Source organism: Bradyrhizobium sp. NDS-1 (assembly GCF_032918005.1).
GTDB lineage: Bacteria > Pseudomonadota > Alphaproteobacteria > Rhizobiales > Xanthobacteraceae > Bradyrhizobium > Bradyrhizobium tunisiense.
Map to the genome: position 1 here is coordinate 6,795,399 of NZ_CP136628.1, position 22,772 is coordinate 6,818,170.

25 protein-coding genes are annotated in these 22,772 nt (G+C 63.7%); 7 read left to right on the forward strand and 18 right to left on the reverse strand.

The features are described 5' to 3' along the window. Positions 1-62 precede the first annotated feature (62 nt). The 4 genes from RX330_RS31695 to RX330_RS31710 all read right to left on the reverse strand — a co-directional run bounded on the left by RX330_RS31695 (position 63) and on the right by RX330_RS31710 (position 5,101). Complete coding sequence (locus RX330_RS31695) at positions 63-884, reverse strand: NAD-dependent protein deacetylase (RefSeq protein WP_317241098.1); 822 nt, start codon at positions 882-884, stop codon at positions 63-65. Between the two features lie 52 nt (positions 885-936). Further along, positions 937-2,736 carry a cation:proton antiporter gene (locus RX330_RS31700; RefSeq protein WP_317241099.1) on the reverse strand — a complete coding sequence of 600 codons (1,800 nt, stop codon included), beginning with the start codon at positions 2,734-2,736 and terminating at the stop codon, positions 937-939. 145 nt (positions 2,737-2,881) lie between these two features. After that, entirely contained in the window at positions 2,882-3,718 is an 837-nt protein-coding gene (locus RX330_RS31705) for an SDR family oxidoreductase (RefSeq protein WP_317241100.1), read from the reverse strand. Positions 3,719-3,790: 72 nt separating this feature from the next. After that, positions 3,791-5,101, reverse strand: a complete 1,311-nt coding sequence (locus RX330_RS31710; protein WP_317241101.1) for a solute carrier family 23 protein — start codon at positions 5,099-5,101, stop codon at positions 3,791-3,793. Between the two features lie 142 nt (positions 5,102-5,243). Between RX330_RS31710 and RX330_RS31715 the strand changes: the two genes are divergently transcribed. Beyond that, the gene (locus tag RX330_RS31715) at positions 5,244-6,578 is read left to right on the forward strand and encodes a dicarboxylate/amino acid:cation symporter (protein WP_212088057.1); all 1,335 of its coding nucleotides are present in this window, start codon (positions 5,244-5,246) and stop codon (positions 6,576-6,578) included. Between the two features lie 184 nt (positions 6,579-6,762). Here the strand turns inward: RX330_RS31715 and RX330_RS31720 are convergent, their stop codons facing one another. The 10 genes from RX330_RS31720 to RX330_RS31765 form a co-directional block, all read right to left on the reverse strand. After that, the gene (locus RX330_RS31720; protein WP_317241102.1) at positions 6,763-8,376 is read right to left on the reverse strand and encodes an ABC-F family ATP-binding cassette domain-containing protein; all 1,614 of its coding nucleotides are present in this window, start codon (positions 8,374-8,376) and stop codon (positions 6,763-6,765) included. Positions 8,377-8,544: 168 nt separating this feature from the next. Next, positions 8,545-8,892 (reverse strand): RidA family protein, encoded by a 348-nt coding sequence (locus RX330_RS31725; RefSeq protein ID WP_025034068.1) that lies wholly within the window; start codon positions 8,890-8,892, stop codon positions 8,545-8,547. A gap of 15 nt (positions 8,893-8,907) precedes the next feature. Continuing rightward, the gene (locus tag RX330_RS31730; RefSeq protein WP_317241103.1) at positions 8,908-10,029 is read right to left on the reverse strand and encodes an NAD(P)/FAD-dependent oxidoreductase; all 1,122 of its coding nucleotides are present in this window, start codon (positions 10,027-10,029) and stop codon (positions 8,908-8,910) included. After that, complete coding sequence (locus tag RX330_RS31735; RefSeq protein WP_317241104.1) at positions 10,026-11,444, reverse strand: NAD(P)/FAD-dependent oxidoreductase; 1,419 nt, start codon at positions 11,442-11,444, stop codon at positions 10,026-10,028. Before RX330_RS31735 ends, RX330_RS31730 begins: the two co-directional genes overlap by 4 nt. Then, the gene (locus RX330_RS31740; protein ID WP_317241105.1) at positions 11,441-11,737 is read right to left on the reverse strand and encodes a (2Fe-2S)-binding protein; all 297 of its coding nucleotides are present in this window, start codon (positions 11,735-11,737) and stop codon (positions 11,441-11,443) included. The genes RX330_RS31735 and RX330_RS31740 overlap by 4 nt, the downstream gene beginning before the upstream one ends. An 18-nt stretch (positions 11,738-11,755) precedes the next feature. Further along, a complete protein-coding gene (locus RX330_RS31745) occupies positions 11,756-12,892 on the reverse strand; it encodes an NAD(P)/FAD-dependent oxidoreductase (protein ID WP_317241106.1) in 1,137 nt (378 codons plus the stop codon). Between the two features lie 9 nt (positions 12,893-12,901). Further along, positions 12,902-13,711 carry an ABC transporter permease gene (locus tag RX330_RS31750; RefSeq protein ID WP_317241107.1) on the reverse strand — a complete coding sequence of 270 codons (810 nt, stop codon included), beginning with the start codon at positions 13,709-13,711 and terminating at the stop codon, positions 12,902-12,904. Further along, the gene (locus tag RX330_RS31755; protein ID WP_317241108.1) at positions 13,708-14,586 is read right to left on the reverse strand and encodes an ABC transporter permease; all 879 of its coding nucleotides are present in this window, start codon (positions 14,584-14,586) and stop codon (positions 13,708-13,710) included. Before RX330_RS31755 ends, RX330_RS31750 begins: the two co-directional genes overlap by 4 nt. After that, positions 14,583-15,623 (reverse strand): ABC transporter ATP-binding protein, encoded by a 1,041-nt coding sequence (locus tag RX330_RS31760; protein WP_317241109.1) that lies wholly within the window; start codon positions 15,621-15,623, stop codon positions 14,583-14,585. The genes RX330_RS31755 and RX330_RS31760 overlap by 4 nt, the downstream gene beginning before the upstream one ends. A 27-nt stretch (positions 15,624-15,650) precedes the next feature. Continuing rightward, positions 15,651-16,685 (reverse strand): ABC transporter substrate-binding protein, encoded by a 1,035-nt coding sequence (locus RX330_RS31765; protein ID WP_317241110.1) that lies wholly within the window; start codon positions 16,683-16,685, stop codon positions 15,651-15,653. A gap of 272 nt (positions 16,686-16,957) precedes the next feature. On the opposite strand from RX330_RS31765, the gene RX330_RS31770 reads away from it, so the two are divergent. Next, on the forward strand, positions 16,958-17,884 hold the full coding sequence (locus RX330_RS31770) for a LysR substrate-binding domain-containing protein (protein WP_317241111.1): 927 nt from the start codon (positions 16,958-16,960) through the stop codon (positions 17,882-17,884). A 51-nt stretch (positions 17,885-17,935) separates the two neighbouring features. Continuing rightward, the gene (locus RX330_RS31775) at positions 17,936-18,643 is read left to right on the forward strand and encodes a type 1 glutamine amidotransferase (protein ID WP_317241112.1); all 708 of its coding nucleotides are present in this window, start codon (positions 17,936-17,938) and stop codon (positions 18,641-18,643) included. 184 nt (positions 18,644-18,827) lie between these two features. On the opposite strand, the gene RX330_RS31780 is transcribed toward RX330_RS31775, so the two are convergent. After that, positions 18,828-19,295, reverse strand: coding sequence for a nuclear transport factor 2 family protein (locus RX330_RS31780; RefSeq protein ID WP_317241113.1), 468 nt, complete (start codon positions 19,293-19,295; stop codon positions 18,828-18,830). A 78-nt stretch (positions 19,296-19,373) separates the two neighbouring features. Continuing rightward, positions 19,374-19,736 (reverse strand): YbgC/FadM family acyl-CoA thioesterase, encoded by a 363-nt coding sequence (locus tag RX330_RS31785; protein WP_317244009.1) that lies wholly within the window; start codon positions 19,734-19,736, stop codon positions 19,374-19,376. 424 nt (positions 19,737-20,160) lie between these two features. On the opposite strand from RX330_RS31785, the gene RX330_RS31790 reads away from it, so the two are divergent. The 4 genes from RX330_RS31790 (at position 20,161) to RX330_RS31805 (ending at position 22,126) form a co-directional block, all read left to right on the forward strand. After that, positions 20,161-20,403 carry a helix-turn-helix transcriptional regulator gene (locus RX330_RS31790; protein ID WP_317241114.1) on the forward strand — a complete coding sequence of 81 codons (243 nt, stop codon included), beginning with the start codon at positions 20,161-20,163 and terminating at the stop codon, positions 20,401-20,403. A gap of 199 nt (positions 20,404-20,602) precedes the next feature. Further along, positions 20,603-20,974, forward strand: coding sequence for a hypothetical protein (locus RX330_RS31795; RefSeq protein ID WP_317241115.1), 372 nt, complete (start codon positions 20,603-20,605; stop codon positions 20,972-20,974). Continuing rightward, positions 20,949-21,491, forward strand: a complete 543-nt coding sequence (locus tag RX330_RS31800) for a helix-turn-helix domain-containing protein (protein WP_317241116.1) — start codon at positions 20,949-20,951, stop codon at positions 21,489-21,491. The genes RX330_RS31795 and RX330_RS31800 overlap by 26 nt, the downstream gene beginning before the upstream one ends. Then, entirely contained in the window at positions 21,482-22,126 is a 645-nt protein-coding gene (locus RX330_RS31805; protein ID WP_317241117.1) for a hypothetical protein, read from the forward strand. The genes RX330_RS31800 and RX330_RS31805 overlap by 10 nt, the downstream gene beginning before the upstream one ends. 8 nt (positions 22,127-22,134) lie before the next feature. Here the strand turns inward: RX330_RS31805 and RX330_RS31810 are convergent, their stop codons facing one another. After that, positions 22,135-22,599 (reverse strand): YbgC/FadM family acyl-CoA thioesterase, encoded by a 465-nt coding sequence (locus RX330_RS31810; RefSeq protein WP_317241118.1) that lies wholly within the window; start codon positions 22,597-22,599, stop codon positions 22,135-22,137. Then, on the reverse strand, positions 22,599-22,733 hold the full coding sequence (locus RX330_RS31815) for a hypothetical protein (protein ID WP_410707094.1): 135 nt from the start codon (positions 22,731-22,733) through the stop codon (positions 22,599-22,601). Before RX330_RS31815 ends, RX330_RS31810 begins: the two co-directional genes overlap by 1 nt. Between the last annotated feature and the right edge of the window lie 39 nt (positions 22,734-22,772).

Consider the following 22,772-nt stretch of genomic DNA (forward strand, 5'->3'; position numbering starts at 1 on the left):
CGCGCCCGGCTATTCTGCTTGGCACCTATGCAATAGGCAAGGCGTGTTCGCCGCCGGTGCGATCAGAGCAGGAATGCAAGCGCCGCTTCGCAGCGCTCCTCAACCTTCAACGTCAGGAGATCGTCGGCGCGGGTGCGTCCGAGATTGACCGCCGCGATCGGGATCTGCCGTTTCGCAGCCGCCTGCACGAAGCGGAATCCCGAATAGACCATCAATGACGAACCGACGACGAGCATCGCGTCGGCCTGCGCCAGATGGTCGTGCGCCGTAGCGACGATGTCGCGCGGGACGTTCTCGCCGAAGAACACGACGTCGGGCTTGAGGATGCCGCCACAGGCCTCGCAAGCAGGCACTTCGAACGACGAAAAATCCTCGTGCTCGAGATCGGCGTCGCCATCCGGTGCATCGGCGGCATCGAGCTTCAACCACGCCGCATTGGCGTGGCCAAGCGCACGCTGAAATTCCTCGCGCGGCATCTTCGCTTCGCAGCCCATGCAGCGGACCAGATCGAGCCGGCCATGTAGGTCGATCACCTGACGGTGGCCGGCGGACTGATGCAGCCGGTCGACATTCTGGGTCAGCAGCATCCCGCACCGCCCGTTCGCCTCGAGCCGGGCCAGCGCGCGATGCGCATCGTTCGGCCGCGCCTGGCCGAACCGCCGCCAGCCGATCAGGCTGCGCGCCCAATAGCGCCGGCGCGTATGCTCGTCCGAGATGAAGGACTGGAAGTTGACCGGCTGGGTCCGCTTCCAGTTGCCGTTTCTATCGCGATAATCGGGAATGCCCGAATTGGTGCTGCAGCCGGCGCCGGTCAGCACGAACAGATTTTCGTGGCGGCCGATGAAATCCTGGAGCGGAGGGTTTGCCAGCGGAGCATTGGTCATGGCGCATGATGTAGTTCGCGTCGGCAGGTTTGCCAGATCACGGGAGAGCCGGCTATTGCGGGGACCGGCGCCCGGTGAGATCGAGCGGACGAGGTTTCTCCTGTCCGGCAATGCGGGCGGCCCGCTGCAGCGTCAGCCGGAATTCGTCCCGCTTCTCGTGCACCGAGGCGATGGCATGCCCGACCGCAACGCCGAGACCGACCAGGGCCGCTTCGGAAAGCTGCAGGCTTGCCTCGATGGTTTCGGGCACCGCGTCGGTTGCGCCGATCGCATAGAGGTGGCGGGCGTGATCGGCGTCCCGCGCGCGTGAAACGATCAGCACATCCGGTCGCGCCGCGCGAATCCGCTCGACGACGGCATCGATCGCCGGCCGCGACTGGATGGTGATGATCACACCGGTCGTCTGCATCAGGCCGCAAGCTTCGAGGAAGCCCGGCTCCGTCGCGTCGCCAAAATAGACCTTGTGGCCGTCGCGCCGGTCGCGCGCCACGGCAACGGCCTCGTGATCGACCGCGATGTAGTTCAGGCCATGGCCGGTCAGCAGCGAGCAGACGACCTTTCCGACGCGGCCGTAGCCGATCACGATCGCCTGCGCCTGGTCGCCGGGCGGCCGAACCGACAGCTCGGGATCAGGCGAGCGCTCGGGACCCAGCTTTGCGGCTAATCGTCGTCCGAGCATGCTCAGAAGCGGCGTCAACGCCATCGTCACGGCGGCGACGGCGACGGCAAAGCTCGACACGCGAGGCTCGATCAGACCGCCGGCCACCGCCATTCCGATGCTGACGAAAGCGAATTCGCCGACGGGACCCAGCAGGAAGCCGATTTCGATCGCCGCGGGCCAGGAGAGCCTGAAGAGACGGCCGAGGAGGATGAGCACGATCGCCTTGCCGGCGACAATGCCGATGACGGCGGCCAGCAGCCAACCGGGCTCGCGCATGAACACGCGGAAGTCGATGGCCATGCCGACGGTGAAGAAGAAGATGCCGAGCAGCAGGCCCTTGAACGGCTCGACGGTGGCCTCGATGGCCTTGCCATACTCCGTTTCCGCCAGCATCAGCCCCGCAACGAATGCCCCGAGCGCCATCGAGAGGCCGGCCTGGTGCGCGGCAAGCCCCGCGCCGACGATGACGAACAAGGTCGCTGCGACGAACAACTCCGTCGAATGAGTGCCTGCAACCATCTGGAACAGCGGACGCATCAGCAGCCGCCCGACCAGAGTAAGAAAAGCGACCGCCAGTGCGGCCTTCAGGACAGCACTGGAAATGTGAGTCAGGACCGAGCCGCCGCTGTCCGCCCCGAGCACCGAGACGAAAACCAGAATGGGGACCACGGCGAGGTCCTGGGCCAGCAGCACCGAGAAGCTGGCGCGACCGGCCGTGGTCGCAAGGCGCCTCTCGCTGGACAGAAGCTCGAGCACGATCGCCGTCGAGGACAGCGCAAGGCTCGCGCCGAGGATCACGGCCGTATCGGAGCCCTGCCCGGCGAGAAGCGCCACGCCGAAAATGATGGCTGAGGTCAGAAGGACCTGCAGGCCGCCAAGCCCGAACACCAGGCGTCGCATCGTGACCAGCCGCCGGAAAGACAGCTCGAGCCCGATCAGGAAGAGCAGGAACACGATGCCCAGATTGGCGATCCCCTCGACGTTCTGCGCGTCCGTCACCGTGAACCAGTACAGGAACGGGACTTCGCGAACGAGCGAACCAAGGCCGAGCGGACCGAGGATGGCGCCCGCACCGAGATAGCCCAGCACGGGATTGATGCCCCAATGGCGGACGATCGGCACCACGACGCCGGCGGTACCGAGCACCACCAGCGCGTCGCTATAGGCATTGATGTTGATCGCTGTGGTCACGAGCCCTTCACGTGTCGGCGACTGCCAATAGCGGCAGCGTCGTCCACGGTCGATAGCACACAGCGCCGCAGACGCCCAACTCGGCCTGCCCTCTAGCCTCACGAGGCATGATCCTCACGAGGCATGGGGCGGCCGAAGCGGACGTTCAACTCGCCCAATTCTCCCGGAATTCGGGAAACAGCGTCAAGCCTCCGCAGGCATAGAGGGTCTGACCGGTGATGTAGCTGGCGTCGTCCGAGGCGAGGAAAGCAAACACGGCGGCGATCTCTTCCGGCGTGCCCACGCGTCCCATGGGAATGTGGGAGGTGACAACGCCGCGCTTCTCGGGATCTCCCGTCCAGGCCGCGTTGATCGGCGTGTCGATCGCGCCGGGACCGACCGCATTGACTCGGATGCCTTGGCCGGCGAATTCGAGCGCGAGAGTGCGCGTCAGATTGGCCATGCCGCCCTTGCTGATGGAATAAGCGAGATAGCCGGGCTTGGGAATGATCTGATGCACGCTCGAGCAGTTGATGATGCTGCCGCCTCCGCCGCGCTTGACGAAGTGCGCGAGTGCCTTCTGCGCGCAGAGCACGGCGCCGTTCAGGTTGACGTCGATGATGCGGCGATAGGTTTCGATGTCGAGCGCCTCGCTCGGCGATTCCTTCTGGAAGCCGGCGTTGTTGACGAGACAATCGAGGCGCTTCCAGCGCGCAAGGATCGTTTCGAACATCGCGGCGATGTCCTGTTCGTTGCCGACATTGGCCTTGACAATGCAATGTTCGGGCTCGCCGTGACCGCGATCGCGCGAAGCGGCCTGCGCGAGCGCGCGGGTTTCTTCCGCCCGGTCCTCGTGCTCGAAATAATTGATGGCGACGGTCGCGCCTTCCTGGGCAAGCCGGACGGCGACCGCACGGCCAATGCCTTGCGAGGCGCCGGTCACCAGCGCGTATTGGCCGACGAGGCGCGAGGGAAAGACGCTTGGGCGATCGGTTTGTGGCATGAGTGATCTCCGGGGATGCTGATCATCGACGGAACCGGCGCTTTGTTCCATCCCTCAGCGCATTGCTGTACTTCAGCCAGCGTGCCGGGCCCGGGTCAAGGTCAGGATCTGGTACAGGATGATGGCGCCGAAGGTTGCGGTGCCGATTCCGCCAATCGTGAACGCGCCGAATTTCAGTGTGAGATCGCCGGCGCCTGCGGTGAGCGCCACTGCGACGGTGATCAGGTTTGCAGGATCTGCAAAGTCGACCTTGTTCTCGACCCAGATCCGGCCAGCCATCGCCGCAATCAACCCGAACAGCACGATCGAGAGGCCGCCGATGACGGGCCCCGGGATCGACAGGATCAGCGCGCCGAATTTCGGCGAGAAGCCGAGCAGGATCGATACGATGGCGGCGAAGGCAAACAACAGCGTCGAATAGACCTTCGTCGCCGCCATCACGCCGATATTCTCGGCATAGGTGGTCACGCCGGTGCCGCCGCCGCAGGCCGCCACGATGGTGGCGAGGCTGTCGGCGAACAGGGCGCGGCCGAGATAGGCATCGAGGCTCCGGCCCGTCATGGCGGCGACAGCCTTGATGTGACCGAGGTTCTCGGCGACGAGAATGACCGCAACCGGCGCGATCAGGAAGATCGCATCGGCCTGGAACGTCGGCGTGGTGAAGTTCGGCAGCCCGAACCACGGCGCGGCCGCCAGTTGCGCGAAGTCGATCGGCTTGCCGAATCCGAGACCATTCGCGAGCAGCAAATACAAAAGATATCCGCCGATCGCGCCGAGGATGATCGGCAGCCGGCGCCACAGCCCTGGCGCTGCCACGGCAACCACGCCGATGATCAGAACGGTCGCGAGCCCGATTCCAGTGTCGAACCCATTGGCGCTCACCGCCTTGACCGCCACGGGCGCGAGGTTGAGGCCGATCGCCGCGACCACGGCGCCGGTGACGGCCGGGGGCAGCAGTCTCTCGACCCAGCCGACCCCCGACCACATCACAATCAGCGCGATCACGCCGTACAGGACGCCGGCGCCGACGATGCCGCCGAGCGCAACCGACAAATTCGGGTTCGGGCCCTGCCCGGCATAGCCGGTCGCGGCGATGACGACGGCGATGAACGCGAAGCTCGAGCCCAGATAGCTTGGCACGCGCCCGGCAACGATGACGAAGAAGATCAGCGTGCCGATGCCGGAGAACAGGACTGCAACATTGGGATCGAACCCCATCAGCAGCGGCGCGATGATCGTCGAGCCCGACATGGCGACGCAATGCTGGAAGCCGGACACCGCGGTCTGCCCCCATGACAGCCGCTCCTCCGGCATGATCACGCCCGAGGTCTTGAGCTTCCAGCGGGGAAAATAGCCTTGGTCGGAGCTGGTTGCAGTCGCCATGTTCCCCCCAAATGTCGGTGCAATGATCGATCTTCGTGCGATCCGACAAAAATGTGATTGTCACTTCTGCGGCGGCCGTCACATGGTGCGGATCAAGCACGATCCAAATCCCGCAAGATCAATGCGGTCCGGGGCACATTCTATGTCACAAGTCGCGATCCAGCCAGCCATCCAGCGCCGGCATCAACCCTGGTACAAGATCCTCTACATCCAGGTCCTGGTCGCGATCGCGCTCGGCGTGCTCATCGGCTACCTCTATCCCGATCTCGGCAAGGCCCTGAAACCGCTCGGCGACGGCTTCATCGCGCTGATCAAGATGATGATCGCTCCGGTGATCTTCTGCACCGTGGTGCACGGCATCTCCTCGATGGGCGACCTCAAGCGCGTCGGCCGGGTCGGGCTGAAGTCGCTGATCTATTTCGAGACGGTCTCGACCGTCGCGCTCGCGGTCGGCCTCCTGGTCGGCGAGGTTCTCCAGCCCGGGCGCGGCTTCAACATCGATCCCGCCACGATCGATCCGAAATCGGTGGCGACCTACGTCACCAAGGCCCACGAAGAAGGCATCGTCGCCCATCTGATGGCGATCATTCCCGACAGCTATCTGGGCGCGATCGCGCGGGGCGATCTCCTGCAGGTGCTGTTGATCTCGATCCTCTCGGGCTTCGCCATCGCCTTCCTCGGCAAGGCCGGCGAACCCATTGCGGACGCGATCGACAAGGCCGCGAAGATGTTCTTCGGCATCATCCGCATCATCGTGCGCGTGGCCCCGATCGGCGCTTTCGGTGCGATGGCGTTCACCGTCGGCGCCTACGGCCTCGGCTCGCTGCTCAACCTCGCGGCCCTGATCGGCACGTTCTATCTCACCAGCATGCTGTTCGTGCTGATCGTGCTGGGCGCGATCGCCCGGCTCGCCGGCTTCTCGATCCTGCGCTTCATCGCCTACATCAAGGACGAGCTGCTGATCGTGCTCGGCACCTCGTCCTCCGAGACGGTGCTGCCGCAGATGATCCAGAAGATGGAGCATCTCGGCGCCTCGCGCTCGGTGGTCGGCCTCGTCATCCCCACTGGCTACAGCTTCAACCTCGACGGCACCAACATCTACATGACGCTGGCGACGCTGTTCCTGGCGCAGGCGACCAACACCCACCTGACCATCTGGCAGGAGCTCGGCATCCTCGGCATCGCGATGATCACCTCGAAGGGCGCTTCCGGAGTCACCGGCGCCGGCTTCATCACGCTCGCCGCGACGCTCTCGATCGTGCCCGACATCCCGATCCAGTCGATCGCGATCCTGGTCGGCATCGACAAGTTCATGAGCGAGTGCCGTGCCCTCACCAATCTGATCGGCAACGGCGTGGCCTGCGTCGTCATCAGCATCTCCGAGGGTGAGCTCGACCGCGACGCGCTGCACGAGACCATGGCCCACCCGCTGGAGATGGGCGAAGCCCTGGAGCCCGGCGGGGGCGGATCCTCGTAGTTGCACATGTCGGGCACCGTCCGCTTCCGATGCGGTAGTATCCCGGAGTAGCAAATTGATGCGGCGCGAGTCACAACAGCGACGTTGGGATCACGGATTGATACTCAGTTTTTCCGCCCGACGCGCTGGGGGCAGGGCGTCGGGCTTTTGAAGATCTTCGCCACATTTTGACCGGGCGGTGGGATCACACGATCCCACCATTGGCGTGCGACCTCATGGTCGCAAGATCGAGCCGTCGTGTGATCCCGATCGCCTTCAGAAACGCCTCGTCGTGGCTGACGACGAGCAGCGCGCCGTCATAGCCTCTCAAGCCAGCTTCAACGGCCTCGATGGACTCGATGTCGAGATGATTGGTCGGCTCGTCAAGGATCAGCAGGGATGGCGGCCTCGTCCCGCCCAGCACGCAGGCAAGCCCCGCACGGAACGTTTGTCCGCCGCTCAGGCTGCCGACGATTTGCAGCGCTGCATCGGCGCGAAACATGAACCGGGCAAGCGCGGCATGGCACGCATTCGCGCCCGCCGCTGGATTGAGGCGGCCGAAGTTCTCCAGGATCGATAGGGCGGGATCGAGCAGGCTGACTCTCTGATCGAACAGCGCGAAGTCGGATCTGACCCGGACGGTGCCCGAGAACGGGCGCAACTCGCCGGCAATGAGTTTCAGCAACGTCGTCTTGCCCGAGCCATTGGGCCCGACGAACGCGACGCGCTCCGGACCGACGATCGTGAACGACAGATCACGCAAGACCGGCTGCTCCGGCCGATAGCCGGCGGTGACGCCGTCGAGCCAAGCCACCTCCTTGCCCGCCGGCAGACCAGTCGCCGGCAACTTCACCGACAGCGGCTGAAGAACCTCGATGCGGCGGCGCGCCGTGTCGACGGCCTCGCGCGCTTCCGCACGCCGCCGCTCGGCGATCTGCGCAATCTTTCCGCCGCTGTCCTCACTGCGGTCCTTGCGCGCGCCGGCCAGGATGCGCGGTATGTCGCCCTTGGCGCGCTTCTTCTTCCCGCCGCTGTCCTTGCGTTGTTTCCGCTCGGCGGCCTCCTGGGCTTTGCCATCGATCTCGGACAGGCGCCGCTCGGCGTGCGCGAGATCGTGCCTGACGGAAGCGAGCTCGATTGCCTTCTGCTCGCGGTATCGGCTCCAATTGCCACCGTATCGGGTTGCGCCCAGCGACGTCAGCTCGACGATCGCATCCATGGTTTCGAGCAGATCCCGATCATGGCTGACGACGATCGCGCCGCCGCGCCAGGCGGCGAGGAGATCGGCCACCGCCTTGCGTCCGTCCCGGTCGAGATTGTTGGTGGGCTCGTCCAGCAGCAGGAAGTCGGGCTCGGCAAACACCAGCGCGGCGAGACGGACGCGCGTGATCTGGCCGCCGGACAGGCGCGAGAGCTGCGTCTCGGGCGACGGATCGGAGCCGAGGCGTGCCAGCGCGGCCTGAAGCCGCGCTTCGAGCGTCCAGTCGATCGCGGCGATGTCGTCAGCGGAGGCCTCGCCCCGCTCCGCACGGCGCATCAGCTCCAGGGCGTGGCGCACACCGAACAGATCAGCCACCGTGCTATCTGCACGCGGCTGCACGTCCTGGCGCAGCAGGCCGATGGTGCCATCGATCAGAACGCCGCCGGACTGGGGAACGTGCTCCCCCAAGATCGACGCAAGCAGCGTCGTCTTGCCGACGCCGTTGCGGCCGACGAGCCCCGTGCGCTCGGCCGCAAATGTCAGATCGATGCCGGAAAGAAGTGAACGGCCGTCAGGCGTGGACAGCGAGAGGTTCGACAGGATGATCGAGGCAGGCATGGATTTCCCCGTGAGCAAGGCGGATGGGCGTTGCGGTCGGGGTGAAATCCATGGCTGCGAAGCTCCTGATTGAGAGGTCTCTAACTAGTCCCGCAAATGGGCTAGATCAAGCCGCGGTTCGAGGGAACGACAGCGCCACGGAAAGCGCTGTCGTCGATAGGCCTGCGATCAACCCTTCAGCGCTGTCACCACCACCTCGATCAGAGCACCGCCGCCGAGGTCGGCGACGCCCACGGTGGCGCGGGTCGGCAGATTGTCACCGAAGAATTCGGTCCAGGCGGCATCCATCTCCTTCTTCTTGGAGAGGTCCGTGACGAAGATCGAGGCGCTGACGACGCGGCTCTTGTCGGTTCCCGCTTCCTTCAGATAGCCGGCGATCTTGCCGAGGATGTTGCGGGTCTGATCGCCCATCGAGACCGAGGTGTCGTCGGCGATGGTGCCACCGAGGAAGACGAAGCCATTGGCCTCGACGGCGCGGTGCATGATCGGCGTGCGGATGCTGCGGGTAATGCTCATGATGTCCTCGTGTTGTTAGAGCGTCGTGGGATGGAAGCGGTCGATGCCGAGATCGCTGACGCGGGTCTGGGTGCCGCCGTTGACGATCAGCTCCGCCATGACGGCACCGGCGCCGGGGCCGAGCTGGAAGCCGTGCAGCGAGAAGCCGAACTGGTGATAGAGGCCCTTGTGACGGCTGCTCGGTCCGAACACGGGGATATCGTCCTTCATCTTCGCCTCGATGCCGGCCCAGGCCCGCACGATGGTCGCGCTGCGCATCACCGGAAAGAGCTCGAACACGGTGCGGGCGCTGATCGCAAGGCTCTTCCAGTCCAGCACCGTCTCGTTGCGGTCCTGATAGGGCGTCGCCAGATGGCCGCCGCCGATCAGCACGGTGCCGTTCTTGAACTGCTTGAAGGACAATTTTCGACCGCGAAGGATGACGACGGGGTCGATGAAGTGCGGCACGCGCGAGGTGATCATCAGCATCGGCGCGACGGTCTCGACCGGCACGGGCTCGCCGAGCGCGGCCGCGATCTTGCCGGCCCAGGCGCCGGCGGCGTTGACCAGCACCGGCGCGGCGTAGGTGTCCAGGCCGACGTCGACATGCCAGAGGCCGTCACGGTACCGGATATTGCCGGCCGCCACGCCCTCACGCACGGTCGCGCCAAGCTGCTCGGCCTTGCGGCGGAATGCCGTCGTCGCCTGCGCCGGGTTGGCTGCGCCGTCGCGGCGCGAGACCACGCCGCCGGGACAGGTCTCGGCGACCGCCGGCACGAGACGACGCAGTTCGGCCGCGTCGATCAGCTCTTCATGGGTGAAGCCGAGGGCATTGAGCTCAGCAACACGCGCGCGGCAGACCGCGAGCTCCTCATCGTTCTCCGCAACCAGCACCTGGCCGTAGCTCTCAAAGCTGCAATCGTCATCGAGGAGATCCGAAATCTTCTCCCAGATCCCCATCGAGCGGATCGAGAGTGGAATTTCGGGGATGTGCCGCGCGAGCTGGCGCACGCCTCCGGCGTTGACGCCGGAGGCGTGACGGCCGGCATAGTCCTTCTCGATCAGCACCGGCTTCATGCCGGCAAGGCACAGATGCAGCGCGGTCGAGCACCCGTGGATGCCGCCGCCGACGACGATCGCATCCACGTTCCTGGTCATCCGCGCACCACCGCCTTGACGTCGGCCTCGCTCTTCGGGACGGCAGCGAGCTCGGCCAGCGTGATCGGCTTCACCGGCGCGCGCAGCCGGTAGTATCCAATCTCCTGCGGGGTCTTGCCGCGTGCCTGCGCCATCAGCTCGGTGACGGTGAGACCGCAGAGCCGGCCCTGGCACGGACCCATGCCGGTGCGGCGATAGGCCTTGAGCTGGTTCGGCCCGGTCGCGCCGATCGCAACCGCGTCGAGAATGTCCTTCGCGGTGACCTCCTCGCAGCGGCAGACGATGGTGTCGCCTGCGGGAATACGGAACTGCGGTGAAGGACGAAACAACGTGTCGAGGAAGACGCGGCCGCGCTCGGCCTTGGCGAGATCGGAACGGAGCGTTGCCAGCGACGGTAGCTTCGCGCCGGCCGCGGGCGCCAATGCCTCCACCGCCGCGCGTGCCGCGATGCGACCGCGCACCACGGCCGCGTTGGCGCCACCGATGCCGGCGCCGTCGCCGGCAATCGCGATGCCGGCCACCGACGAATTACCGCTCGCATCGAGCACCGGCGACCAGCACAACTGCAATTCATCCCAGCGATGCTCGACGCCTGCCGCCATCGCCAGATTGACGTTGGGCACGACGCCCTGATGCAGCAGCAGCAGATCGGCAGGAATGGTTCCGCGCTTGCCGCCGGCGACATAGCTCACGTTCGCGAGCAGGCCGTCACCGGATGCCGAGAGTTCGGTGACGCCGGAGACGACCTGCACCTTGGCCTTCACCTCGCGCATCATCGAGAGACCCTTGGCGAAATAGGGCGAGGTCAGGAAGGCGAAGGCGTGCGGGAGCGCCGCGAAGTAATTGCCGCGCTCGGTGGTGTCGAGAATGCGGTCGATGCGGCCGCCGAGCCGCAGGATCTGCGCGGCGAGCAGCCAGAGCAGCGGCCCCTGCCCTGCGATGACCGTGCGTCCGTCGGGCACGAGCGCCGACGATTTCAGCATCGTCTGCGCGGCGCCCGCGGTCATCACCCCCGGCAGCGTCCAGCCGGGAATCGGAAACGGCCGCTCCAGCGCGCCGGTCGCGAGGATCACGCGCTTGGCCTTGACGAAGGCGGACGCGCCGCCGATCGACACGGCGATATCGAGATTGCGATCGAGGCTCCAGACGGTGGCACGATGAATGACCTCGGCCTTGCTTGCGTGCAGCGACTGCACGAGATCGGCACCGGCCCAGTAATCGGCGCCGAGCTGGTCGCGCTCGGTGACCGGCGTCGAGGCGATGGCACGGAACACCTGGCCGCCGGGGCCGATATTCTCGTCGAGCAGCAGCGTCGATAATCCTGCTTCGGCGGATGTCGCGGCGGCCGCCAGGCCCGCGGGCCCGGCACCGATCACCACGACGTCATAGGCTTCGCGCTTGGGAGTCACACTCATCTTCCGATCTCCCGCTTGCCCTTCTGGATCTCGATCTGCATGCCCTCGGCGACGGGCACGAGGCAGCCCTGGCGGTTGCCGACGCCGTCGATGGTGACGAGGCAGTCGAAGCACACGCCCATCATGCAATAGGGCAGACGCGGCGCGCCGCTCACCGCGGTCGAGCGACGCGCGTCGCAGCCAGATGCCAGCAAGGCTGCGGAGACGGTATCGCCCTGGCGCGCCACTACGGCAACGCCATCGACAAAGATCTGCACCTGTGGGCGCTTGTCCCGTTCGGATCGTCTAAACATCTGGCTTCCTCAATATCTCTAGTAGCCGCTGTTGTTCGCCGCGGCCGCAGCGCCAAAGCGCCTGGCGGAGAACGCGCCGACCAGCTCCGGCTCGAGCGCGCCCTGCGCCACCATGCGTGCGACCTCGAAGGCGTGGTTGGAGGCGAGCGTCACGCCGGAATGGCAGCAGGCGACGAAGGCCCCGGGATGCGTCTCCGACTGGTCGTAGATCGGAAAGCCGTCCTGCGGCATGACGCGGATGCCGGCCCAGCTCCTGACCACGTTGAGCCGCGACAGGTGCGGGAACATGCGCTGGGCGCGATCGGTCATCACGGCGCTGATCGAATGCTTCAGCGCGCGATCGTCCAGCTCGTCCTCCTTGCTGTCGCCGATCATCACCGTACCCTCGTCGGTCTGGCGGATCGTGGTCAGCGGGTGCGGCAGGAACGGCATGGTGCGCTCGGTCACCACGATCTGGCCGCGGGTCGGCCCCATGGGCGCGTACAGGCCGACCATCGGCGCCAGCGTCTGGTTGGCATTGCCGGCGGCAAGGACGATTTTCGCGGCGCGCAACTCGCCCTTCGGCGTGGTCAGGCGGAATTCGCCGCCGCTCTTGCTGATCGCCGAGACCGGACGCTCCGGAAGATAATCGATGCCGAACGCCTTGAAGCCGGTGTGGAACGCACGGAACGTGCGCAGCGAATTGACATGGCCGTCGAGCGGGCAGTAGCTGCCGCCGGACACTTCGGGCCCGATCAGCGGCAACGCCTTCTTCACCTCGGAGGCCGGCAGCATCTCCATCTTGTAGTCGGCCGCGCCAGTCTGGTTGTGCATGCGCTTGACGAGCTCGGTGCGCTGGCCGAATTCGTCCTCGCCGAGCGTGAGATGAAAGCCGCCGTTCTGCTGGAGCGAAACGTCGAGACCGGTCTGCTGCTTCAGTTCGGAGGCAAGCCGGCTCCATGCCTGTGACGCCTGTACGGTCCAGACCGTATAGGCGGGCATGCCGAGCCCCTTGCTCTGGACCCACACCAGCGCAAAGTTCGCGCGCGAGGCGCGCTTGGTGATGTCGCCCTCGTCGAGCACGGCCACCTTCTTGCCGAGCCGGCCGAGGCCCCAGGCAATGGCGGAGCCGAGCAGCCCGCCGCCGACGACGGCGACGTCGTAGTCCCCTGACATAAGATTCTCCTATCGTCCGGCGTCGCCACCCTTGCCGGCGAGCACGCGGTCGAGCCCGTAGAAGCGGTCGAGCAGAATGAGGGCGGTCATGGTGATCGCGATCACGCAGGCCGAGACCGACGTGACCAGCGGATCGATGTTGTCCTGGATGTAGAGAAACATGCGCACCGGCAACGTCTCGGTGCCGGGTGCCGCGAGGAAGACGGTCATGGTGAGATCGTCGAAGGACTGGATGAAGGCGAGCGCCCAGCCGCTGATGACGCCGGGCAGGATCAGCGGCAGCGTGACCCGACGGAACAGGGTCCAGCCGCCGGCGCCGAGCGAGACCGCAGCCATCTCGACCGTGCGGTCCATGCCGGTCGCTGCCGCCAGGGTCAGCCGCAGCGCAAAGGGAAACACGATGATGACATGCGCGATGATCAGCGCCGCAAAACTGCCGCCGAGACCGGCCGACGTAAAGAAGCGCAGGAAGGCGATGCCGAGCACGACATGCGGGATCATCAGCGGCGACAGGAACAGCGCTGCGAGCGCATCACGTCCGCGGAAGCGATAGCGCGCGATCGCCAGCGCCGCCGGCACCGCGAACAGCAGCGCCACCAGGGACGACAGCGCGCCGAGCCCGAGGCTGACCCAGAACGCGTGAATGAACTCCGGGTAGTTCGCGATCGTCCTGAACCAGCGCAGCGAAAAGCCGTTGGTCGGCAGCGAAAGGAAACCTTCGGGAGTGAAGGCGACGAGGCAGACCACCAGGATCGGCGCCACCATGATGATGACGAAGACGGTGTGGAAGATCAGCGCGAGCGGGCCGTTCCGTCTCATCGAAACACCTCCGCATAGCGTCGCTCGATCAGCGCGTTGCTGCCGACGACGATCAGCACCAGTGCAGCCAGCAGCAGCGTGGCGACCGCAGCCCCGAGCGGCCAGTTCAAGGTGTTGAGGAATTCGTCATAGGCGAGCGTCGCAGCGACCTTGAGCCGGCGGCCGCCGATGATCGCCGGCGTCGCAAAGGCGCTGGCCGAAAGCGAGAACACGATGATGGCGCCGGACAGCACGCCCGGCATGATCTGCGGCATGATGATGCGGCGGATGATGGTGGCGGGGCCCGCGCCGAGCGACATCGCGGCATTCTCGATCTGCGGATCGAGCCGCTGCAGCGCCGCCCAGACCGACAGCACCATGAACGGCATCATCACATGCGCGAGCGCGATCACCATGCCGGTTTCAGTGAACATGAAGGGAATCGGCGAGCCGATCACGCCGAGCGACATCAGGAGCTTGTTGACGAGCCCGTTATTGCCGCCGAACAGCAGCGCCCAGCCCAGCGTGCGCGCCACCACGGAGATCAAGAGCGGCCCGAGGATGATCAGCAGGAAGAAGCTCTTCCAGCGTCCGCTCATACGGTTGAGAATGTAGGCTTCGGGCGCACCGAGCAGCGCGGTCAGCAGCGTCGTCAGGATCGCAACGCGAAACGTCCGCCAGAACATTTCCGCGTAATAGGGATCGGTCGCGATCTCGTGCCAGTTCTTGAGGATGAAGACCGGCTCGATGCCCTTGTACTGACCCCAATCGTGGAACGACAGCATCACCGTCATCGCCAGCGGAATCAGCAGCACGCCGACGAACAGCAACAGGGCGGGCGCGGTCAGGGCCCATGGCGCGCGTACGCTGCGCTCCTCCTCCGCGGCCGTACTCATGCAGCGGCCCTCGCGCGAACGCTCATGTCCTCGGGACGCCACCACAGCCGAACCGCGTCGCCTTCGGCCGGCTGCGCCTGGCCGTCGTTCTGGCGGACCACGATCGCCGGGCCGCATTCGCTGTCGCACTGGAACAGCCAGTGATTGCCCTGGAAGATGCGCGTGACGATCTTGGCGCTGAGACCGACGTCGCCAAAGCCGATCCGCTCGGGGCGAATGCTGACGGTCACGGGGCCGCCAAACCCGGCCGGCGCCGGTGCGCGCCAGGAGCCCGCCACCAATTGTGTCGGCGAGACGGTCCGATCGATCGTCGCGGCAAAGTCGTTGGTCTTGCCCAGGAACTGCGAGACGAAGGCCGAGGCCGGCATCTCGTAAGTCTCCTGCGGCGTGCCGATCTGCTCGATCTTGCCCTGGCTCATCACCACGATGCGGTCGGACAGCGACATCGCCTCGTTCTGATCGTGGGTGACCAGGATCGTGGTGGTGCCGATGGTGCGCTGGATCTGGCGCAGCTCGATCTGCATCTCCTCGCGCAGCTTGGCGTCGAGATTGGACAGCGGCTCGTCGAGCAGGAGCACGCTCGGCTTGATCACCAGCGCACGCGCCAGCGCCACGCGCTGCTGCTGGCCGCCGGACATGCGGCGCGGATGGCGGTCCTCGTAGCCCGCGAGACCCACCATCGCCAGCGCAGCGCGAACACGTTCGGCCCGCTCGCTACGCGGCACATTGCGCATCTCGAGGCCAAAGGCGACGTTCTCCGCTGCGGTCATGTGCGGAAACAGCGCGTAGCTCTGGAACACGATGCCGAGCCCGCGCCTGGCCGGGTGGATCGCGGTCAGATCCTTGCCCTCCAGGCGGATCGCGCCGCGCGTGGGGTCGAGGAAGCCCGCGATCATCTGCAACGTCGTGGTCTTGCCGCAGCCGGACGGGCCGAGGAAGGAGACGAACTCCCCCTTCCCCACCGACAGACTGAAGTCGTCGACCACAGTCTGCGTGCCGAACTGTTTTGCGACCCGATCGAGCTCGAGATAGGCCATGCGCTGTCTCCGCTAGCGACGATCAGATCAACGCTCGACCTCGCGATTCCAGCGCTTGGTCCACTCCTCGCGCTTCTCGTTGATGACGGTCCAGTCCGGATTGTAGAGCTTTGCCGCGCGCTCGCCGATCGGGGCCATCTTGCCGAGGTCGGGCGGGATCACCAGCGATTTCAGCACCGGGCCGTAGCCGTAATCCTTCAGCAGCACGAGCTGGATCTTGGGATCGAGCAGCATCTTGACGAAGCTTGCCGCGAGCGGCGAAGCGTTTGGCTTGTTGATCGGGCATGCCGTCGTCAGCAGCGTCGCCGCGCCTTCCTTGGGATAGACGAAATCGACGGGGAAGCCGGTATTGGCAAAGCTCTGCACGCGGCCGGTGCCCCACACCGCGATCACGGCCTGGCCGGACTGGAACAGCTCGGTCATCTTGCCGGGCGACGGCTCATAGGCGAGCACGTTCGGATTGACCTCTTCCTTGAAGATCTTGAAGCCGGAATCGACGTTGGTCTCGCCGCCGCCGTTCATCTTCGACAGCATCACCAGCGCCTCCAGGCCATAGGTGTTGTTGATCGGCGGGATCACGAGCTGCTTGGCGTATTTCTTGTCCTTCAGATCGTTCCACGAGGTCGGCGGCGCCCAGCCTTTCTCCTTGAACACCTTGGTGTTGTACATCAGGCCGGTCGCGACGATGCCGATCGCGACCGCACGATCGTCCTTGAAGCGCGCGGTGTCGTAGAGATCGGCCGGCAGTCCCTCGAGCTTGCTGCAGAAGCCGAGCTGGATCGCCTGGTACATCGGGCCGTCATCGACGATGGCGACGTCGATCTGCTGATTGCCCTTCTGCGCCTGAAGCTTGGCCAGCGTGTCCGTGGAGTTGCCGGCGACGTATTCGACCTTGACGCCGTTCTCCTTCTCGAAGGCCGGGATCACCTCATCGCGAATGGTCTTTTCGAACGAGCCGCCATAGCCGGCGATGTAGAGCGTCTTTTGCTGGGCCGAGGCGGCCGACGGGACGGCGATGAGCGCTGCGATGCTGACCGCGGTCAGAAGGCGAAAAGTTGTCATGTGGACCGATCTCCATACCGGAATGAGGTGACGTGCCGACAAATCCCCGGCTGGGGCGCCTTCCGCATTTCCTTCCGCGCAAATTCCTCTCAGATCAGGGCTCCGGCCCCTGATCGGCGGGTTTTGACGCGATTTGGAGGTTTGAACCCCTCCAATCTGCCGAAAAAGCGGGCTGGCTCCAGCGCTGATGAAAAAGATCGCAGAACCAGGCTTCCATCGTCCAATGAATAATGGCACCCTCTGCATGCCAGAATGTTATGAATGGACTCGAGATGGCGCGGATCAATTCGCGGCAGGTGGAAGCCTTCCGCGCGACGATGCTCACCGGCAGCGTCACCGAGGCGGCGAAGCTGATGGTGGTGACGCAACCGGCGGTCAGCCGGCTGCTGCGCGACTTCCAGGCGCTGCTGAAGATGGAGCTGTTCGAGCGGCGGGGCACTGGCCTCGTGCCGACTGCCGCGGCCATGGCGCTCTACACGGAAGTGGAGCGCTCCTTCGTTGGCCTCGAACGTATCACCGCGGCGGCCGAAGAAATCCGTGGCCGCCGCACCGGCTCGCTGCGCATCGCCGCGCTGCCGGCGCTGGCGAACGGCTATCTGCCGCGGCTGGCCGGCCACTTTCTGATGGAGCGACCTAACCTGAACCTCGCCTTCTTCGGCGTGATCTCGCCGATCGTGGTCGATTGGGTGTTGAACAACCAGTGCGACATCGGCTTTGCCGAGGTGCCGATCGCCCATTCCGGCCTGCCAAGTCTGCGGCTGCCGGCGCCCGCGCGCGTCGCGGTGCTGCCGACCGGTCATCGCCTCGCGGAAAAGGAGGTTCTGGAGCCGCGGGATTTCGAGGGCGAGACGTTCATCTCGCTGTCGGCGGGATCATCGAGCCGGCATCTCGTTGACCAGGTCTTTCACCGTCACGATGTCCGCCGCGTGCTCAGGGTCGAGACGACGTTGTCGGAGATCATGTGCGGCATGGTCTCGTCAGGGCTTGGCGTCGCGATCTGCGATCCTTTCACCGCAGCGGAATTCGCCACCCGCGGCGTGGTCGCGCGTCGCTTCCTGCCGCGCATCGACTTCGAATTCTCCGCCGTCTTCCCGGCGCAGCGCAGTCCTTCACCGGTGGCGCTGGATCTGGTGGAGACGATGCGCAAGGCGCTCGTCGAACTCGAGCACGAATCCACACCGGATTTTGCGCCCGGCTGACTTGGACGCCTTGCGATTCCTGCTGTATCCTTCGCGTCTCGCAGGCAGCACATGGCACGCATCACCATCATCGAGACCGGGCTCGTCCCGCAAGAATATCGCGAGCGTCACGGCTCGTTCCCGGACATGTTCGAGCGCATGGTCCGTGCCGAGGATCCCGAAGTCACGGTGGATGTCATCAGCATCCCGAAAGGCGATACACTTCCCGATCCGCGCCAGCTCAAGGCGGTGCTGATCACCGGCGCTGCGGCCGGCGTCTATGACGGGCTCGACTGGATCGCGCCACTGGAAGATTTCGTACGCGCCGCTTATGCCAACAAGACGCCGATGGTCGGCGTCTGCTTCGGCCATCAGCTGATCGCACAGGCACTCGGCGGCACCGTGCGCAAGTCGGAGAAAGGCTGGGGCATCGGCCGGCATGTCTATCAGGTGCTGCCGGAGAACGGCGTCATTGCCGGCGAGGAAGTCGCCATCGCCGCCTCGCATCAGGACCAGGTGATCGAGCCGCCGAACGACGCGCTCACGATCCTCTCGTCAGAATTTACGCCACATGCCGGCCTGCTCTACGCCAACGGCACCACGCTGACCGTGCAGCCGCATCCCGAGTTCGACGTGGCGTTTGCGCAAGTGTGCTGCGACCTACGCGACGGCAAGGCGCCGGATGACATCGTCGCCACGGCAAGGGCATCGCTGGCGGAGCCGATGGACAACGCGAAACTGGGTGGGGCGATCGCGCGGTTCTTGACGCGGCGCGTCTAGCGAACGGCACGCTCCCTTCCCTTCTTCCCTTGCGGGAGAAGGTGGCGCGAAGCGCCGGACGAGGGTTCTACCCACTCGCTGGACTGCTCGTGAAGAGAGATACCCCTCACCCGTCTCGCCGCTGCGCGACGAGCCACCCGCTCCCACAAGGCGGAGAGGGTGCAGGGTGCTCGCCGGCGAAATTCTAGAACGGATCGCTGCCCAGCCCCGCCACATCCGCCGGCCGCGGCCCCGGCGCGGCCCAATGAAATCGTCGATCCTTCTCAGCTATCGCAATATCGTTGATCGAGGCCTCGCGCCGCTTCATCAGGCCGTGCTCGTCGAACTCCCATTGCTCGTTGCCGTAGGAGCGATACCACTGGCCGCCGGCATCGTGCCATTCGTACTGGAAGCGCACGGCGATGCGATTCTCGTCGAAGGACCAGAGGTCCTTGATCAGGCGGTAGTCCTGCTCCTTCTCCCATTTGCGGGTGAGAAAGGCGACGATGGCCTCGCGACCCTGAAAAACCTCCGAACGATTGCGCCAGCGGCTGTCCTCGGTATAGGCGAGCGAGACGCGCACCGGATCGCGCGAATTCCAGGCGTCCTCGGCCATGCGCGCCTTTTGCGCGGCGGTCTCACGGGTGAAGGGCGGAAGCGGCGGGCGCGACATGATGAGCCTCATGGGTTGGCGGAAGCGCAATCTATCGCCACATGCTGCGGAGTCGAGAGGCCGTCCCCAATCGGGCGATCACGAAACCAGATCGGCCTTCATCAAGGTCCGGATCGATTTCGGGATCGGCTGGGCCCGGCCGCCGCTGATGAAGGCGACACGCACCTCGGCTTTCACCAGCACGTCTTCACCCTTCTTCACCTCCTGCGCAAGCATGATGGAGGCACCCTTCACCGCGATCGGCCAGGTCACGACGTCGAGCACGTCGTCCATCCGCGCCGGCTTGAGGAAATCCAGATGCATCGAGCGCACCACGAAGGCAAAACCCGCGCCCTCGGTCTCGACCTGATCGAACAGCGCCTGCTGCTCGGCGCCCATCAGCCTGAGATGATTGGTCCGTCCGCGCTCCATGTAGCGCAGATAGTTGGCGTGATAGACGATCCCCGAAAAATCCGTTCGGCCGCTATCGCAACAGCGCGCGGCACTATTTTTTCTTGGGCGCTGGAAGCAACGAGCTGCGTGATTTCGTCCTTCGCTTCTTTACCGCTTGCGCTTCATGCGCCGCTAATCTCGCCCGAATTTCTCGGATTGCTTGTTGCGCTTCTTCGTCCGCCATTTGGCGACCGATAGCTCCCGCGAGCGCACACCATGCGTCCTCAAAATGGGATTGGGTAAAAATATTTCGCGGGTCATCGTGCGCGAGCGGACGCATGACTGCGGATATTGGGGTTCTACGGTATCTTCCGGTGGGCATCGGACGCGCTCCCTCTGCGTCAACGATATTCACTAACCTAAGTTTTTTCCACTGATGTTCTCGAAAAAGGTGAATTTTGACGTAAATTCAATATCTTAGTAGAAAGCTCGCATGTCGCCGGAGCAATGTCGGGCAGCGCGAGCGTGGTTGAATTGGTCCCAAGAAGAGTTGGCGACCAAGGCGAAGGTTTCGAGCAGCACGCTTCGCGATTTCGAAGCGGGGCGCCGGGTGCCTATTTCGAATAACCTGACGGCTATTCGGCGCGCCCTTGAAGACGGCGGAATACACTTTCTTTTCTCCAAGGCGGGCGACCAGCCTTGGGGCGTCAGCAACAGCCCCGATCAGCCGACGTAGATTTGAGCGCGACAGCCCTCCATTGGTAATGGAGCGCTCTACCGTTTTAATTGTCTGCCACTCCATGCAACCTGTAGTGTTGCCGAAGGCTTTGCCTTTTTAACCTTAATTCCTTAGCCGTTAGCGGTTGCCCTTATAACAAAATTGATATATGTCGCTCGCACGCCTTCTTGCGGGTAGAACAAAAATGTGATATTTGATGCCGCATGAACTTAAGCAATGGCCGGCTTCCGTCTACCCCGACGAAACTGAAGAGTTTCCCGAGGCGAAGCCGGACATTGACGTGGCATTGCTTGAACTCCACCGGCGGGGACCGTCTCCGCTGGGCTATCAGGTCAAGGCTTTAGGTAAAGGTAAGGGTGGCCTTTGGCAGATGAACCTCAGGGTTGAGCGCAAGCAAATTCGGATCCTCTACGCGCCCTACAAGGATTCCATCGTTGTCTTCAGAATCCACAAGAAGGGATCACCGCAGGAGCAACAACGCGCTTACAAGTTAGCAATGTCTCGCAAGAAAGAAGCCGAAGCGCTCATGAAAGGTGGAACCCATGTCAATTCACTTATCCTCCATTGATCTTCGCCTACTGGAGAAGCTGCAAGGTGACCGCTCTTATCGACAAGCGTTCTTCCTTGCTGAGAGCTCCGCTCTAATTGCCAAACAACTAATTGAGCTACGGAAGCGTCGCGGGCTAAGTCAGAAAGAAGTCGCAGACGAACTACAAACAGGTCAGCCCGCAATCTCGCGCGTCGAACGCGCCGACTATCGTAACTGGTCATTTAATACACTTCGCCGTCTCGCGGCGGCGCTCGATGCACGAATTCGAGTAGTCATAGAACCCGCTGAAGACGTAATCCGCGAATACATCATTGAGAACAAGAGTGACCAAGTGAGCGAACTAAGAAGGATTTTCGTAAGGGGCGCGACGGATGCAAAACCCTCCGAGCGTGCGCTTATCGACGAACCGGAATCAGCTCTGACATCCCCTGCGCCTAAACAGCGCCCGCGTGCCAGCATATTAGATGACGCTGACGTGCCACCGCCAAAGCAAACGCCAAAGCAAAACGGATTGATGGGTGCAACGTGGAACTGATTGGCTATGACGTTTCAAGGATTGTTTATCTGACGAACTTTGTTCGCCGGGAAGGAAGCGGCTACCTACCCGAGATAGCTCAACGAGTTATTCAAACGTATTCCTTTTTAAAGTCTCCGAGCGCGGATGACCTACAAAAGGACGCGCAAACCTTTGCAATGGGCAAATTTCAGGGAATTCAGATCAACGAGCTTAGCGTTTATGGTGACGGCATCATTGTGTCTGGACGGTGCAGTACTCAAACACTCCAAGACTTCATAGCTGATCTTTTTGCAATGATGACAAAGGACTTCGGCTACATCGAAACCAGAGTCCTAGAGCCTGAAATGCATTACGAAAGTAGTTTAATTGTTCGATCGGGCAAAGCCCTCGATTCAGTCATCGCGCCACCGCAGCGAGTAACGACTACGATCGAACAAACGCTTCGAGCGCAGACACGGGCCGAATATAGGCCAATCGGCTTCAATTTTGAAACCGATGTAAGCGGCCTGGGCACCCGTCGCCGACCTGTACGTTTTTCGCTAGAGCGACGCTTAGGAGTGCCGTTCTCCAAAAACGTCTTCTACAGCCAAGCGCCGATAACTTCCGCAGATCACCTTGCGCTGCTTGAGAAGCTTGAACAGATCGCCGACTAATAAACGCCTTAGTGATTAGCAGCGCCCATCGCGAGCCGAAGCGCGCGCGGTATGCGCTGCGCTTTTCCGTTACTTACAAACGCCACTCTCACGCGCGCTTCGACAATTAGCTCGTTATCGCGTTTGCACCGCTGTAGCAGTGTAATAGACGCGCCTCTGACTTGATCAGGCTGGGTCACGACATCAAGGATGTCGTCCATGAAGGCAGGCTTCAGAAAATCGATCTGCATGGAGCGCACTACAAATGCAAAGCCGGACGGGGCTTCTCGTTCCGTATCCTCAAAAAGCGCGCGCTGATCTGTCCCGAGCAATCTTAAGAAGTTTGTTCTACCCCGTTCCATAAATCTAAGATAGCTCGCATGATACACGGCTTTACTGAAATCCGTATCTTCGTAGAACACACGCACTTTCATGTGGTGAGCGCCATCGCGAAGCTCACCATCGAGTGAAGTAATTTCGCTGGGCTCCGCCATCAAGTCGAACCGAACAATTCTGATATTCCGTCTTTATGATAGACGAGCTGCAAAAAGTCGGTGTCCTCGTAATAGACGCGGACCTGCATGTGGTGGCGGCCGTCGCGGATCTCGCCGTCGAGATGGGCAGTCACGTCGCGAGCCTCTTCGCTTGTCGATCACCGGCCCGTTTT

What these genes read in the sequence shown, in the direction of transcription:
- RX330_RS31795 (WP_317241115.1), top strand. Translation starts at nt 20,603, where the DNA reads ATGCCGCATGAACTTAAGCAATGGCCGGCTTCCGTCTACCCCGACGAA.
- RX330_RS31760 (WP_317241109.1), bottom strand. Translation starts at nt 15,623, where the DNA reads ATGGCCTATCTCGAGCTCGATCGGGTCGCAAAACAGTTCGGCACGCAG.
- RX330_RS31715 (WP_212088057.1), top strand. Translation starts at nt 5,244, where the DNA reads ATGTCACAAGTCGCGATCCAGCCAGCCATCCAGCGCCGGCATCAACCC.
- RX330_RS31745 (WP_317241106.1), bottom strand. Translation starts at nt 12,892, where the DNA reads ATGTCAGGGGACTACGACGTCGCCGTCGTCGGCGGCGGGCTGCTCGGC.
- RX330_RS31705 (WP_317241100.1), bottom strand. Translation starts at nt 3,718, where the DNA reads ATGCCACAAACCGATCGCCCAAGCGTCTTTCCCTCGCGCCTCGTCGGC.
- RX330_RS31755 (WP_317241108.1), bottom strand. Translation starts at nt 14,586, where the DNA reads ATGAGTACGGCCGCGGAGGAGGAGCGCAGCGTACGCGCGCCATGGGCC.
- RX330_RS31810 (WP_317241118.1), bottom strand. Translation starts at nt 22,599, where the DNA reads ATGGCGGAGCCCAGCGAAATTACTTCACTCGATGGTGAGCTTCGCGAT.
- RX330_RS31780 (WP_317241113.1), bottom strand. Translation starts at nt 19,295, where the DNA reads ATGTCGCGCCCGCCGCTTCCGCCCTTCACCCGTGAGACCGCCGCGCAA.
- RX330_RS31775 (WP_317241112.1), top strand. Translation starts at nt 17,936, where the DNA reads ATGGCACGCATCACCATCATCGAGACCGGGCTCGTCCCGCAAGAATAT.
- RX330_RS31710 (WP_317241101.1), bottom strand. Translation starts at nt 5,101, where the DNA reads ATGGCGACTGCAACCAGCTCCGACCAAGGCTATTTTCCCCGCTGGAAG.
- RX330_RS31765 (WP_317241110.1), bottom strand. Translation starts at nt 16,685, where the DNA reads ATGACAACTTTTCGCCTTCTGACCGCGGTCAGCATCGCAGCGCTCATC.
- RX330_RS31695 (WP_317241098.1), bottom strand. Translation starts at nt 884, where the DNA reads ATGACCAATGCTCCGCTGGCAAACCCTCCGCTCCAGGATTTCATCGGC.
- RX330_RS31770 (WP_317241111.1), top strand. Translation starts at nt 16,958, where the DNA reads ATGGCGCGGATCAATTCGCGGCAGGTGGAAGCCTTCCGCGCGACGATG.
- RX330_RS31725 (WP_025034068.1), bottom strand. Translation starts at nt 8,892, where the DNA reads ATGAGCATTACCCGCAGCATCCGCACGCCGATCATGCACCGCGCCGTC.
- RX330_RS31735 (WP_317241104.1), bottom strand. Translation starts at nt 11,444, where the DNA reads ATGAGTGTGACTCCCAAGCGCGAAGCCTATGACGTCGTGGTGATCGGT.
- RX330_RS31720 (WP_317241102.1), bottom strand. Translation starts at nt 8,376, where the DNA reads ATGCCTGCCTCGATCATCCTGTCGAACCTCTCGCTGTCCACGCCTGAC.
- RX330_RS31740 (WP_317241105.1), bottom strand. Translation starts at nt 11,737, where the DNA reads ATGTTTAGACGATCCGAACGGGACAAGCGCCCACAGGTGCAGATCTTT.
- RX330_RS31730 (WP_317241103.1), bottom strand. Translation starts at nt 10,029, where the DNA reads ATGACCAGGAACGTGGATGCGATCGTCGTCGGCGGCGGCATCCACGGG.
- RX330_RS31790 (WP_317241114.1), top strand. Translation starts at nt 20,161, where the DNA reads ATGTCGCCGGAGCAATGTCGGGCAGCGCGAGCGTGGTTGAATTGGTCC.
- RX330_RS31750 (WP_317241107.1), bottom strand. Translation starts at nt 13,711, where the DNA reads ATGAGACGGAACGGCCCGCTCGCGCTGATCTTCCACACCGTCTTCGTC.
- RX330_RS31800 (WP_317241116.1), top strand. Translation starts at nt 20,949, where the DNA reads ATGTCAATTCACTTATCCTCCATTGATCTTCGCCTACTGGAGAAGCTG.